General features: G+C 56.6%; 15 protein-coding genes. 7 read left to right on the top strand and 8 right to left on the bottom strand.

The genetic code is table 11. The features are described 5' to 3' along the window. Positions 1-43 precede the first annotated feature (43 nt). Genes trxB through ABIT76_03860 form a run of 3 tightly spaced genes read left to right on the top strand, consistent with a single transcriptional unit; the run spans position 44 to position 2862 of the window. Positions 44-973, top strand: coding sequence for a thioredoxin-disulfide reductase (gene trxB, locus ABIT76_03850; GenBank protein ID MEO7932274.1), 930 nt, complete (start codon positions 44-46; stop codon positions 971-973). 15 nt (positions 974-988) lie between these two features. Beyond that, positions 989-2164, top strand: a complete 1176-nt coding sequence (locus tag ABIT76_03855; GenBank protein MEO7932275.1) for a glycosyltransferase — start codon at positions 989-991, stop codon at positions 2162-2164. A gap of 14 nt (positions 2165-2178) precedes the next feature. After that, the gene (locus tag ABIT76_03860) at positions 2179-2862 is read left to right on the top strand and encodes a GNAT family acetyltransferase (GenBank protein MEO7932276.1); all 684 of its coding nucleotides are present in this window, start codon (positions 2179-2181) and stop codon (positions 2860-2862) included. On the opposite strand, the gene ABIT76_03865 is transcribed toward ABIT76_03860, so the two are convergent. Genes ABIT76_03865 through ABIT76_03885 form a run of 5 tightly spaced genes read right to left on the bottom strand, consistent with a single transcriptional unit; the run spans position 2863 to position 6730 of the window. Then, the gene (locus ABIT76_03865) at positions 2863-3348 is read right to left on the bottom strand and encodes a hypothetical protein (protein MEO7932277.1); all 486 of its coding nucleotides are present in this window, start codon (positions 3346-3348) and stop codon (positions 2863-2865) included. Beyond that, on the bottom strand, positions 3345-3902 hold the full coding sequence (locus ABIT76_03870) for a hypothetical protein (GenBank protein ID MEO7932278.1): 558 nt from the start codon (positions 3900-3902) through the stop codon (positions 3345-3347). The genes ABIT76_03865 and ABIT76_03870 overlap by 4 nt, the downstream gene beginning before the upstream one ends. Before the next feature lie 2 nt (positions 3903-3904). Beyond that, a complete protein-coding gene (locus ABIT76_03875) occupies positions 3905-4510 on the bottom strand; it encodes a hypothetical protein (GenBank protein ID MEO7932279.1) in 606 nt (201 codons plus the stop codon). Positions 4511-4516: 6 nt separating this feature from the next. Next, the gene (gene pilM / locus ABIT76_03880; protein MEO7932280.1) at positions 4517-5551 is read right to left on the bottom strand and encodes a pilus assembly protein PilM; all 1035 of its coding nucleotides are present in this window, start codon (positions 5549-5551) and stop codon (positions 4517-4519) included. 15 nt (positions 5552-5566) lie between these two features. Beyond that, positions 5567-6730, bottom strand: a complete 1164-nt coding sequence (locus tag ABIT76_03885) for a phosphotransferase (protein ID MEO7932281.1) — start codon at positions 6728-6730, stop codon at positions 5567-5569. A 132-nt stretch (positions 6731-6862) separates the two neighbouring features. Here ABIT76_03885 and ABIT76_03890 point away from each other — a divergent pair, with 132 nt between their 5' ends. From ABIT76_03890 to ABIT76_03905, 4 genes are read left to right on the top strand one after another with little or no spacing between them, the layout of a single operon-like run. Then, positions 6863-7585 (top strand): CAAX prenyl protease-related protein, encoded by a 723-nt coding sequence (locus tag ABIT76_03890; protein ID MEO7932282.1) that lies wholly within the window; start codon positions 6863-6865, stop codon positions 7583-7585. A gap of 11 nt (positions 7586-7596) precedes the next feature. Further along, positions 7597-7761, top strand: coding sequence for a hypothetical protein (locus ABIT76_03895; GenBank protein MEO7932283.1), 165 nt, complete (start codon positions 7597-7599; stop codon positions 7759-7761). A 12-nt stretch (positions 7762-7773) separates the two neighbouring features. After that, entirely contained in the window at positions 7774-9402 is a 1629-nt protein-coding gene (locus ABIT76_03900; GenBank protein MEO7932284.1) for an NAD+ synthase, read from the top strand. A gap of 4 nt (positions 9403-9406) precedes the next feature. Beyond that, positions 9407-10285, top strand: coding sequence for a polyprenyl synthetase family protein (locus tag ABIT76_03905; protein ID MEO7932285.1), 879 nt, complete (start codon positions 9407-9409; stop codon positions 10283-10285). 43 nt (positions 10286-10328) lie between these two features. Here ABIT76_03905 and ABIT76_03910 read toward each other — a convergent pair whose 3' ends face one another. The 3 genes from ABIT76_03910 to ABIT76_03920 all read right to left on the bottom strand — a co-directional run bounded on the left by ABIT76_03910 (position 10329) and on the right by ABIT76_03920 (position 13678). Further along, positions 10329-11855, bottom strand: a complete 1527-nt coding sequence (locus tag ABIT76_03910) for a sugar transferase (GenBank protein ID MEO7932286.1) — start codon at positions 11853-11855, stop codon at positions 10329-10331. A 533-nt stretch (positions 11856-12388) separates the two neighbouring features. Next, a complete protein-coding gene (locus tag ABIT76_03915) occupies positions 12389-13168 on the bottom strand; it encodes a sulfite exporter TauE/SafE family protein (GenBank protein ID MEO7932287.1) in 780 nt (259 codons plus the stop codon). Between the two features lie 3 nt (positions 13169-13171). Next, complete coding sequence (locus ABIT76_03920; GenBank protein ID MEO7932288.1) at positions 13172-13678, bottom strand: hypothetical protein; 507 nt, start codon at positions 13676-13678, stop codon at positions 13172-13174. Between the last annotated feature and the right edge of the window lies 1 nt (position 13679).

Genomic DNA, 13679 nt, shown 5'->3' on the forward strand with positions numbered 1-13679 from the left:
GCGGTGCTTTATTCCCCGTCCTCACTCCTGCCTTAAAAACTTCATGGAAAATGTCATCATTGTTGGAACCGGTTGCGCCGGTCTCACCGCCGCCATCTACACCGCCCGCGCCAATCTTTCGCCACTCGTCCTTGAGGGCAAGGAACCCGGGGGACAGCTCACGACGACGACGCTGGTGGAGAATTTTCCTGGTTTCCCCGAGGGCATCGACGGTCCGCAACTGATCATGAACATGAAGGCGCAAGCGGGGAAATTCGGCGCGCGATTTGAGTATACGCTGGTGACGGATTTTGAGCCGGGTGATGGCCATGCGACGCCGCACAGGGTGAAAATCGACGACGAATGGGTGGAAACGAAAACGCTCATCATCGCCAGCGGAGCGTCCGCGAAATGGCTCGGTCTGCCCGGAGAAACCAAGCTGGTCGGCCACGGATTAACTTCGTGCGCGACCTGCGATGGAGCCTTTTATCGCAACGTCCCCGTGGCGGTCATTGGCGGCGGTGATTCGGCGGCGGAAGAAGCGATTTTCCTCACGCGCTTCGCCTCCAAAGTTTACCTGGTGCATCGCCGCGATGCCTTGCGCGCCTCGAAAATCATGGCCGACCGCGTGCTGGCGAATGAAAAAGTCCAGCCCGTCTGGAACACCGTTCCGCTGGAGTATCTGACCGACGATCAGGGCGAAATGCGCGCGCTGAAAGTCCGCGACACGGTCACGAATGTGGAGAGTGAACTGGAAGTCGCCTGTGTTTTCGTCGCCATTGGGCACAATCCGAACACGAAGCCTTTCCTCGGCAAACTGCCCACGGACGACGCTGGTTATCTCCTGCAAACAAAGGGAACCGCGACCGCCGTTCCCGGTGTTTTCGCCGCCGGGGACGTGGCGGACACAGTTTACCGGCAGGCGATCACGGCCGCTGGCCAGGGTTGCGCCGCCGCCATCGAAGTCGAGAAATTCCTCGCTGATCAGGAATAACGCGGCTCGCCGATTTTGAAAATCTGCGACCTCACCCAGTTTTATTCGCCGGTCAGCGGCGGGGTGAAGCGTTACGTGCAGGAAAAGGTCGATTACCTGCGCCGGGAACGATCCGACTGCGAGCACATCCTCATCATTCCAGGGGAACGCACCGAGCGCATCGTCGAGCCGCAGCGGCGGATTTACACGATCAAATCGCCGCTCATTTCAAAGACCTCACGCTATCGCATGTTGCTCAATCTGGGAGCCGTCGAGAGCGTGATCGAACTCGAACGGCCCGACATCATCGAGAGCGGCGACCCGTATCAAGTCGCTTGGAAATCTCTCGCGACCGGCGATGCGCTGCGCATTCCAGTCGTGGCGTTCTATCATTCCCATTTTCCCGAAGCCTATCTGCGCAGTGTGGAAAAATATCTCGGCCACACCGCCGGCGACGCGCTGATGGAGGCCGCCGAGCGCTATGTAAGTCATCTCTACAACAAGTTTGCCCACACGCTCGTCCCCTCGGCGGGTCTCAGGCAATTGTTAGTCGATTGGGGCGTCAGCAACACCGCGCTCGTCGAACTTGGAGTAAACACGAGCGTCTTCCAACCCGGTCCGCGCCAGCCGGATTTTCGGGAGAAACATCAGATTCCCGCTCAGGCAAAACTGCTGCTCTACGTCGGGCGTCTCGCTCCAGAGAAGAACGTGAAGACGCTCTTCTCCGCCTTCGAACTTCTCACCAGAGAACACCCTAACTCCTATCATTTGCTCGTTCTCGGCGAGGGCACGACGCGCGACAGTTTGCTGCGGCTCTCCATTTCGACGAATGCCGTTACCTGGCTGCCGTATTGCGGCGACTCCATGGATCTCGCCAAAATTTACCGCGAGGCCGATCTGTTCGTTCATCCCGGCGTGCAGGAAACTTTCGGGCTCGTCACGCTGGAAAGCCAGTCGTGCGGAACTCCCGTCGTCGGCATTCGCGGCAGCTACATGGACCGGATTATTTTCTCGAACCAGCGCCATTGGGCGGCGGAAAATTCACCGGAAAGTCTAGCAGCGGCGATCCGGCAAACCTGCCGCGAAGACCTGCGGGAAATCGGCGCGCTCGCCTCGCAGCAGGTGCGGGCCAGATACGATTGGAACTCCGTTTTCCGCAAGCTGCTCGGCATTTACCAATCGTGCATTGCGCAGCCTGACCGCGTCCGGTAAATTGCCTCTCTCCCATGTTAGATGACCGCCAGTTTTTGATTCGCCCCTATCAACCTTCCGACCGCGCCGAAGTGCGCCGGCTTTGTTGTGAAACGGGATTTCTAGGCAACCCGATTGATCCGATTTTTGAGGATCGCGAGTTGTTCGCCGATTACCTCACGCAATATTATCTCGACCACGAGCCGGAGTCGTCGTTCGTCATTCTGGTTGATGGCGAGTTAAAGGGTTATCTGCTCGGTTCGCGCCAACCGAAACGCCAGCAGTTTCACAGTTTTTTTCAGAACATCAGCCTCGTCACGCGCGGGCTCCTGCGTTATCCGCGTTACAGCGCAACCTCCAAGAAATTCGTCCACTGGATTCTTTGCAATGGCTGGCGCGAAGTGCCCGCGGCACCGCGCAACATTCCGCACTTCCATATCAATCTGCTAGCCGAGGCGCACAGCGTTCCCACGACTCGCGCGCTTATGGATGCCTATCTAACCTATCTCACCAAGTGCGGTGAGAAACAGGTTTATGGTCAGATGACGACCTTCCACAACCGGCGGGGCACGAAGATGTTTGAGCGCTACGGTTTTAGGGTCATCAATCGCGCGGAAATCACGAAGTATCGTGACCTGCATCCAGAGCCGGTCTATCTCAGCACGGTGCTCAAAGATTTGACTGAAAACAGTCAGCTCTACGGCAGCCGGGTTGGCTAGCTATTTGCGGCTGATCGGGATTTTTCCGACCAGGGCTTTGTATTGCACGGTGACGACGCCGTCCTCGATGTTAGTGATGAGGAGTTTCACTGTTCCGGTCGTTGTCGCCAGAGGCAGAAACTGGCCGCGCGTGTAGTCCTTGCCGTTGATCACCGCGATGCTCGGTGTGTCCAAAATAATGGAAGTCACCTTGTACTGCTCGATGGGAATGCGGAGGAGTTGCTCCTCGTTCACCGCCGTTTTGGCACGCGGTGTGAATCCAATCGGCCAGAATGGGTTGCGGCCTTTTTCCGGCGGCACAAACGTGGACTTGGTGTGGGCGCGGTATTGGTTGACCACCGGAGTAGCCGCAGGTGTGGCAGCAGCGGGAAAGACGTGGGCGGGCTCAGAAACCACAGGCGCGCTGGGCTTCGGCGGAGGCACTTCTTGGGCGCCCGCCACAGTCACCAAAGCCAGCAGACAGATAGCAGGGAAAGTCGTTTTCATTTCAGCAAAGTTCTAAATTCACAGACGATCCGCTGGTCCTCGGGTGCGCCGGGATTTGCGTCCACTTTGATGGAGCGAACGGAGAGCAGCGGCATTTCATTTTCAAACTCCGAGAGCGCGGTCATCACGGTGACAAACGACGAGGGCGGAAAACTAACATCCCACAGGAAGTATTTGAAACGCTCCAGTCCCTCGCCGGGCACTGCCTCGGTGGTGCGGAGTTGCAGTGTTACCTTCGGCACGCCGCGCTTGGCAAAAAACTGATTCACCAGCGGCGGAAACCACGCGATGGCGGCCTCCTTCGGGATCATGCCCTCGATGGTCTGCATAGTGGCGACGGAAGTGGCGGCGCGCTCGACGGCATTTTTACCCAGCTTGATCTGCTTTCTGGAGTCCTCCAGTTTCGTCTGCAAGTCGGCAATCGCAGCCGTGTTGGTCTTCTCTTGGGAGTTGAGCGGCCCAAGCAGAAATTGGAAATAACCGTAGAGCAGAATGGCAAACATAATGCCACTCAGGACCATTTTTTGGATCTGATCTTTGTTGAACTTGGCCATGATTATTTCGTTTTGAGGGTGATCTCGAATCCGATGGAGAAGTTCGCCGTGGCGAAGCTTTTTCCACCGATGATGAGAGGCGTTTCGCTGTTTTCGAGGGAGGCAAATTGCGAGGTGACGGTGCCGTAGGTTTTGCTCAGGCGATCTTCCATGCTTTGGCGGAATCGCTCGGCCACCGCACGCGGTTCGCGTCCTGCGGAGACGCCGACCACGGTCAGCGTGACGCTTTCCTTGGTCCGATTGGCTCCATCAAATGCGCTGATTTGAATCTCCGGGCCGGTCCCGGCGACAATTTCGCTGAAAAGCGGGCCCCAGTAGAAACGGTCATCGATGAGTTTTTCCACCGCCGAGGTGGCGGCCAGAGTCTGGCTGGAGGTGGTCTCGTCGGCCTTGGCCTGGGTGGCTTTGGGCGCGATCTTGGCGAGATCGGCTTCCAGATTGTTTTTTTCCGCGGTGATCTTGCCGACGCTGGCGGATTTGACCAGATAGTAGCCGTAGAAACAAACGGCCACGATGAGGAGTGCGAGGATGCCGAGTTTGAGAGGATCGCGTTTTCGCTCGACGATCTTCGACTGTTCTTCGTGTAGGAGATTGATGTGCAGGGGCATGATATTTTACTCCGGAAACATGGCTTCGAGGGCGGCTCCGTAGGCGATGGTGAGGTTGCCCATTTCGAGGTCAAACGCTTCCACGCGGTTTTTGCCGATGGCTGTTTCCACGTTTTCAAACGGGTCCCACAGCTCGAAGGGAATATTCGTCTCGTCGCTCAACAACTGGAGCACCTGCTCCGACTTGGCGAGGCCGCCGGAAATGTAAATTTTATTGACCACTTCTTCGCGCTGACCCTCTACGAATCCAATGGAACTCCGGAGTTCGCGGGCGATGGCGATGAGTTCCTGGTGGGCGATCTCGATCATGCCTGCGTCGCCTTGATTGAAGAGAAGCATGGCCGATTGCGCCTCGATGCCGCCGCCTCTGGTGAGCGCTTCAGTGAGAATTTTTCCGCCAAATTCGACCGAGCGCACGAGCAATAATTCCCGGCGGCTGCCGACCATCACAGTGGACTGGCTGTGGCCGATATCGACCAGCATGAAGGTCTCATTCTGGAAGACCTCGGGCTGACAGTATTCAAAGGCGTTCAGTAGCGAAATGGGCGCGAGTTGGAGAAGGCCGACATTCAGGCGCAGCTTGCGAAATGCCTCGTCGAGCATGGTGACTCGGCTCCGTGGAATGCCGCAGACGAGGTATTTTAACTGCGCCTTGGGGTCGAGCGTAGCGGTGTCGGTTTTTAGAATTTGATCGCAGTCCACGACCATTTCGCTGATGTCCTGGTTCAGCAAATTGAGGCCGTTGATGAGCAATCCCCGGCGCAGCAAATCGGGCGGCGTGGGATATTGGTCGATGATTTTCAGAAAGGCGTCGGGCGAGGAAGTGGCGACGCCGATGGCTTTGGTTGGGCCGCCGAGTTCCGCGAGAATGAGCTTGAGGTGATGCACCAGCTCGTCGCTGTTTTCCAACGGGCCACCGAAGGAGCGCACGGCGAATTTGTTAACGACGGCCCTGTCGGTGCCGCGGCGTTGCAGGGCCAGCCCCTTGATGGAGTGGGTGCCGATGTCGATGCCGATGCTGGTGGAGTGAGATTTGGCCATGATTGGGGTGCGAGCTTAAATAAACATGTTTTTCTGCTGACTAAGCCAGAGATAAAGATCGATCTCCTGGCCGCATTTCATCAGCAGTTCAATGGGATTCTCCTGCCCGGCGCTGGTGGCGACGCTGACGAGGAAGATGCGCAGGATTTCCGAGGGCAGGCGCTCCCGTTCGTCGCGAGTGAGAGGCAAATGAGTGGTCTCGTCGTAGAGATCGACCCAGAGGCGGAGGTTTTGCCATGCTTGTTTGGGAACGAGCTCGACCACGGAGCCGTGGACCCGCGTGAGGTGCGTGATGACGCTCTGCATGGCATACGCGATGTCGAAAATGCGCTCGCGCTCCTGCATGAAGTCGTAGTCCACGACGGCGGCGATCTGGTCGGCTTTGTAGAGTAGATTCCAGAAATGATAATCGCCGTGAACGGTGAGCCAAGGGAGGTTGCCGACCATGCGTTCGTAGTTTTCCGCCAGCGGTTCGAGAGCCTCGCGGGCTCGGGTCAGCACCGACCGGGCCGCGTTGGCATTTGGGTCGTGCCCGATGTATTGGGCGATGACGTAGAAGCCCTCGTCGATTAATCCCATGCAATGCGCGGGGCCGATGTCGTTGCGCATTTCCGGTGGCACAGGCGTGCGCCGGCGCGAGGCTTGGTCCAGACAACGATGCAAGTCCCCCAGCATGCTCGCGGCGGAATTCATTCGCTGCCAGTCGCGATGACTGCCCAAGTCGTGCGGCACGAAACGATGAATCTCGACCAGGCGCTCGCCCCAGAGAGTCCAGGTCTTGCCGTTGCGTTTGCGCATGACCTCGGGCACGGGGAAACCCTGCTCGATCATGTCGTTGATCATGCCGTGAAGATATTCCACGCGCTCGATGTATTCCTCGCCGTGTCGAGCGCGCAGGAGAAACGTCCCCTGCCCCGTGCGAAACGGATCGGTCGTGTTGCATTGCGTCTGCGTCGGCACATCCATCTGGATCATGCGTCCGAGATCGAAATCATCGACGAGCTTTTGCAGTTGCGACCAGCTTAATTGCACCGAGGTCCGCTCGTGGCTGCGAACGCTGGAGTCGAGTCGGATCGTATTCAGAAAGTTCTCGTTGTCCTGAATCAGGCTCGCGGCCTGGGCACGGCGGCGGGCTTTTTTTCCCTGGCTCTCCTGGCTGATGTGAGTGGTGCCCGACATATCGCTTAAACTCGAATCAGGCCGCCGGCGCGCTTGCTCCGCCCTTGCAAAAACGGGAGTCGGCCTGCGTCGAAATCATGGGTTGGAAAGTCATTTTGCAATCTGGAAGCCGGAATGTAGGATTCGCGACCCATGAATAGTCTAAGCACGCGCAATGCCAGCCAGTCGCCCATTTTCGCCTACACGGCGGCGTTTGTGGTTTTCATGATCCTTCTCGCGCTCGTTCCCATGGTGGAAAAAATCCTGCCTGCGACGGGGAATCCGTGGTTTGCGAAAGGCGCGTTTCTTGTCTACCCGCTGCAGACGATTCTTTGCGGGGCGCTGCTGCTTTACGTGCGACGCCGGGTGGAATTTCGCGGAATTGCATATCTTTCGGTCACATTTGCGCTCGGCTTTTTCGTTTTTGCGATGTGGACCTCGCCTCAATTTTTCCATTGGGCACCGCCGCGCACAGACGGATTTAACCCGGATGTGTTTGCCCCCGGCTCGACGTCTTACTGGGTGACGGTCGTCCTGCGTTTTCTGCGGCTGGTCGTCGTGGTGCCATTTCTGGAGGAGATTTTCTGGCGCGGATTTCTCATGCGCTATCTGATTAGCGAGTCGTTTGAGAAAGTGCCGTTCGGCAAATACGACGTCAGGGCCTTCTGGATCACCGTGATCGCATTTGGCCTCGCCCATTACGGCAACCACGCGCTACCTGGTCAGGATTTCTATGCGGCCCTGCTCACCGGGGTGATTTACAATGCAGTGGCCTGCCTCACGAAAAGCCTCGGCACCTGCGTCTTCGTCCATGCGGTGACAAATCTTTTTCTCGGGCTCTATATCATGTTCACAAAGCAATGGGGCTTCTGGTAGCCTCCGCGCTCATGGAATCTTCGTTTCTCCAGAAGCTGGTCTTTACGATTGTCTTCGCCGCCATCACCGCAGGCATCATTCAGGCCGCCCGCCACATGGGATCGAGCGTGGAGCAATCCATGGACGCCGACACGCTCAAGGCCCGCACTCCGAAGCCCACGCCACGCCGTTTCTAGCGTCCCTCGCCCATGAAAATCGGACTGGTCCAGATGAATTCGACAGTGGGCGATTTTTCGGGCAATACCGCCTTCATCACCGCCGCCTACGAACAATTGGTCGCCGATGGTGCGCAGCTTGTCATTACACCCGAACTCGCGATTCCTGGCTATCCACCGCAGGATCTGATTTTTAAATCGCAGTTCGTCCCGCTCAATCTCGAATCGCTCCATCAACTCGCCAAAGTCGTCGGCGACGTTCCCCTGCTCGTCGGCTATCTGGAGTTCAACGAAAAACTCACCGGCCGCCCCTTTCGCAACGCCGCCGCCCTGCTCCGCCGGGGAAAAATCGTGGATCGTTTCTTCAAAACGCTCCTGCCGACTTACGATGTGTTCGACGAGAGCCGCTATTTCGAGCCGTCCACCGGCTTGAATCTTTTCAACCTCGGCAACGCCAAGATCGGCGTCACCATCTGCGAGGACATCTGGACCGAGGAATATCTCAGTCGCAATCTCTACGATCAGGACCCGGTCGAAAAACTCATCGCCGCCGGTGCCAGTGTGATCGTAAATTTGAGCGCGTCACCTTTCCAGATTGGCAAGCCGCTCATCCGGCAGCAGATGATTTCCGCGCTCGCCCGGCAGCACCGGATTCCGGTTTATTACTGCAACGCCGTGGCCGGAAACGACCAGCTCATTTTCGACGGCAACTCGCTGGTGATCAATCATCGCGGAGACGTTCTCGCTCATTTCGCCGCCTTCGCGGAGCAATGCGCTGTCGTCTCCGCCGATGCTTCCAGCCTTCCTACGCGGACGCCATCCGAGTCTGAAGAACTTCACGGCGCGCTCGTTCTCGGTGTCCGCGATTATTTTAGAAAAACCGGCTTCCATACCGCGATCCTCGGCCTTAGCGGCGGGATCGACTCCGCCGTGGTGGCCGCGATTGCGGTGGCCGCGCTCGGGCCCGAAAATGTCACCGGCGTCGCCATGCCCAGCCAGTTTTCCTCCCAGGGCAGTCTTGATGATGCCTACGCTCTGGCCAAAAACCTCGGCATCCAATGTCTCACGCTGCCGATCCAGACGGAGTTCGAGGCGATACGACTGCAACTCCAGTCTGTTTTTGAAGGGCTTGCCGAGGACACGACCGAGGAAAACATCCAGTCGCGCCTGCGCGGCGTCACCCTGATGGCGCTCTCCAATAAATTCGGCCATCTTGTTCTCAGCACGGGCAATAAAAGCGAACTCGCTGTCGGTTATTGCACGCTCTACGGCGACATGTGCGGTGGGCTGGCGGTGATCAGCGATGTGCCAAAAATGAAAGTTTACGAACTCGCCCGCTGGATCAATCGCGAGCAGGAAATCATTCCCGGCAACACCATTTCGAAGGCTCCCAGCGCCGAGTTGCGGGCCAATCAGACGGATCAGGACTCGCTCCCGCCTTATGAGATTCTCGATGAAATTCTTTCCCTCTACGTCGAAAGCAAGCTCGGCATCCGCGACATTATCGCCCGTGGGTTCGACGAAAAAACCGTGCGCTGGATTGTTCGCAAGATCGATCTCAACGAATACAAGCGCGCCCAGGCCGCTCCCGGTCTCAAAGTTACCAGCACCGCTTTCGGCATGGGCCGGCGAATGCCCATCGCCCAGCGTTTCACCGAATAATTTCATGCTCTCTGCCTACCTCCAATCCACTCAGCGCGCCGTGGACGCCGCGTTGAAAATCTATCTCCCGCCCTCCAGCACCAAGCCAGCCACGATTCATCAGGCCATGCGCTACAGCATTTTTGCCGGTGGAAAACGGCTGCGTCCGATCCTCTGTATTGCCGCCGCTGAGGCTTGCGGCGGTCGCCTCGAAAACGCCTTGCCCGCCGCCTGTGCCGTGGAAATGGTTCACACCTATTCGCTGATTCACGACGATCTCCCGGCGATGGACAACGATGATTTTCGCCGTGGCAAACCGACGAACCACAAGGTTTACGGCGAAGCCATTGCCATTCTCGCGGGTGACGCGCTGCTCACCCTGGCTTTTGAAGTCTTGGCCGCAGCCGCCTCGACGCGGCGCTATTCGATTGCGGACCAAATCCGCGAACTCGCCCAAGCCAGCGGGAGTCGCGCCCTGATCGCCGGCCAGGTCGCTGATCTGGAAGCCGAGGGAAAAAAAAATACCGTGGCTCAGTTGCGTTACATTCACGGGGCCAAGACGGCCGCGCTCCTCACGAGCAGCATCCGACTGGGAGCCATTAGCGCGAACGCCACAGACTCTGAATTAGTCGCGCTCACCACGTTTGCCGAAAACCTCGGACTCGCCTTCCAAGTGATCGACGACATTCTCGATGTGACCCAAACGAGCGAGAAACTCGGCAAAAGCGCGGGCAAGGACGTCACGGCCCAAAAAGCCACCTATCCCGCGATTCTGGGCTTGGACAAATCCCGCAAAGAAGCGCATCGACTGACGGATCTTTCGTTGGCGGCCCTGGAGCCGTTCGGTCAAAAAGCCGACCGCCTGCGCACGCTCTCCGGACATCTTCTGCAGCGCGATTATTAGGCCGCGCTGAGTCGAGTCAGAGTCGAATGGAACTCAACCCGGTTTAAGCCGCGTTTTTGTTGCTGATAAACGTCTTCAGCATGATCTGGAAATCGAACAGTGGGTTCCAGTTTTCCAAATAGTAGAGATCGCAGTTGATGCGCTCGCGCAAATCGGTGTCGCCGCGCAGCCCCAGCACCTGAGCCCAGCCCGTGATGCCGGGCTTGACGCTGTGGCGAGCGTTGTAATGTGGAATCTCCTCCTTGAAATTCTGGATCAATTCTGGGCGCTCTGGGCGCGGCCCGACCAAGCTCATTTCGCCCACAAGCACGTTCCAGAACTGCGGGACTTCGTCGATATTCCAGCGGCGCATGAAGGAGCCGATCTTGAGACGGCGTGGATCGTTCTTTGTGCTCCAGCCAGGTTTTTGACCGACTTCCGCGTCGAGGCGCATGCTGCGAATCTTGAGAATGTCGAAGATCGCTCCGTTGCGGCCCAAGCGTTTTTGACGGTAGAAAATCGGGCCGGGCGACTCGCGGTAAACCAGGAATCCAAAGATGGCGATTAGCGGAGCGGAGAGGATCAGACCCACGATGGCTCCGACCACGTCGAGTGCACGTTTGAAGATGGCGTTGCCAAATTTGTCGAGCGCCAGTTGGGAAACACCGAGAACGGGAATGCCGCTGACGGTCTCCAGCCGCAGGCCCGAGACCAAAATCTGGAAATACGATGGGATGATTTTGAATTGGACCAGCTCTTTTTCGCAGAGGTTCGCGAGTCCGACGATCTCGTCTTTTACGCAATCGACGTCGGACATGATGACCATGTCCACCATGTGCTCATGAATAAGGCCGGAGAGCTGCTGCACGTTGCCCAAGGTCGGAACGTCGTCCGGCATGGTCTCGCAATGTCGGCCATGCGAGGCGGTCACGCAGCCGACGAAATGGTAGGCGGAGTGCGGGGCGTTCGCGAAGGAATCGACAATTTTAGCGGTTTGCTCATTCCAGCCCACGAAGAGAATGCGCTGGCGGAGATTTTCCACGACGCCTGTTTTCAGAATCAGGCGGTGAAAGAGGGCGTGCGACAGAAACAAGGCCCCAAAGATCACTCCGCCGGCCAGCAGGCCATACATCCGCGAGATCGGCGGCTGGGCATTGATGAGAAGCGTGGCGCTGAGGAATCCGACCGTCCAAAAGCAGGTGGCTTTGGCGAGAATAGTGACGAGATGTTTGAAGCGCAGGAGCAGATTGCGCTCGTAGAATTTCAAGTGGGCCAGCAGCAGGACCATGGTGAAGGTTCCGAAGGCGAAGTAGTTGATGTATTGGCCAAAAGCCATCTCACCTTGGATGCCCAAGTGGCGAAGCGGAGAATGGAACCTGAGAAAATAGGCTCCGATCATCGCCGCCAAGATGACGACGGAATCGATCACCAGCGTCAGGGCGACGAGATGTTCTTGAATCCGCGGGTCGATGCGGCGGGTTTTACGACGATGGTTAATTCCGACCATTGGGCGTCCGAAAATACCCGAGGCGTCAACGAGTGAAGTTTTCAACAACGCCCCCTGATTTTGATAAGTAAGATCTGCTTCCATATTTTTGAAATGTTCGAGTTGCGATGAAGTGGGGAGAACTCTGGGAAGGATCGTCGAGCATCACACCAGTTTCTGTGCCATAACGCCAGACGTAGCTAAAATAACTCAATTTATTTTATGAACCTCTCCCGTTGAACCACATTGGTAACTCGCCGGGATTTTTTCACGGGCCATTGATAGACTCTCAAACTCCCTCTGCAAAGAACTGATTTTTGGAGCAGAAAGTTAGCCATTTCAGCATTGAGGGAACTTTCCTAGATGCTGGAAATTAGGAAGCCTAAAGTCTTCGACGCAATCGCGATTCTGAGAGTATTCCGTCGCAAAACTAAGAATGGAGTTCTGAATAAACCGATTTGAGTGGTTTAAAGCTGTAACAAAACCTCTTTGGAAGGTTTAGAGTCATTGCCCGACGACTATTCAAGAGTTGAGGATTCGTTTAATTATTGACCCAACTCAGATAATCGCTTGCATGATCTAAACTCCTGCTCGTCCTACGAACTCTATCTGCGACTGTCTTCTTTTGTTCAGGCTGACTATTTCAATTGCCTAAAGAAGAGATAGCCTGTGATACCCAAGCCGACTGCACTGATGATTCGGCGGACCCAGACGTGGGGGAGTTTCTGTGAATATGTGGAGCCAAAAAGATAACCCGCCAGCGCTCCGATGGTCATCACGCCAGCCTTGGGCCAGTCTATCAGGCCGCCGCAGATGAAAATGATGGCAGCAACCACGTTAATCAAAGACCCGAGAACGTTTTTCAGGGCATTCATCTCATGAATATGGGACAGCCCTAAAAATCCGAGCGAAGCCAGCATGAGAATGCCGATGCCCGCGCCGAAATAGCCGCCGTATATCGCCACGGCAAATTGCGCCACGATGGAGAAGATCAGAAATTTCGGCGCGATATGATGCGTTGGCTGGTCCCTTATTTGTTGAGTAGCCACGGCTTTGAAAAGGCTTTGCGCCAGAAAAAGTAACGTCGCAAAGAGCAGCAAAAACGGCACGATTCGAGTGAAAGTCGTATCGCTGGTGTGCAGTAAAAGCACACTGCCGACCCCGCCGCCCACGAGACTCACGGGAACGAGACGCGCGAGCCAGGGCTTGATCTCGTCGATGTGTCTGCGGTAGCCAAAAATGCTCCCCGCCGTGCCGATCACGAGCGCGAGCGTGCTGGTGGCATTGGCGACAATGGCGGGCGTCCCAAAAAGGAGCAGCACCGGAAAAGTGATCATCGTGCCGCCACCGGCGACGGCATTGATGACACCGGCGGCAAAGGCAGCACCGAGCAGGCTCAGAATTTCTTGAACGGACATCGCTTAGAAACCTGCATCGCGATTGGGCACATTCACACTGGCGTTATCGACCTTCTCCAACTGCCAATCCCATGGAAGTCGGCTCTGTTTTCGCCAAGTAAAAACCCAGGGTGTGGGCAGTCGATTCACCTCGCTGGTGATCCATTCCGTCGCTCCGGTTCCGGTGCCGGAAAGCGTGAGATTGGTGGTAATCGTCGCCGTTTCCGACATGAGAACCATCTGACTCCCCTGCGTGTGAATTGTTACGGCGAAAAACTGCCGCAGCACCTCGCGCAGATCGTTCAAGGCCGTTTCGCGATTGTGCCCGAAGCGATCTGAGTAATTGGCCGCGAGCTTGCCTTTGATTCGACTCCAATTTCTATCTTCCAGCGCCGTGAGGAGATTTTTCTGGTGAAGTTCGATTTGCCGCCGTGGCTGCCAGAGTTTAAAGCAATAAACGGCGATAAAAACGGTCGCGAATATCATCAGCCGCCGTCCCCAGGCGTGCACTTTGAAGGTAGGCAGTGACATA

This window comes from Chthoniobacterales bacterium (assembly GCA_039930045.1).
GTDB lineage: Bacteria > Verrucomicrobiota > Verrucomicrobiia > Chthoniobacterales > DASVRZ01 > DASVRZ01.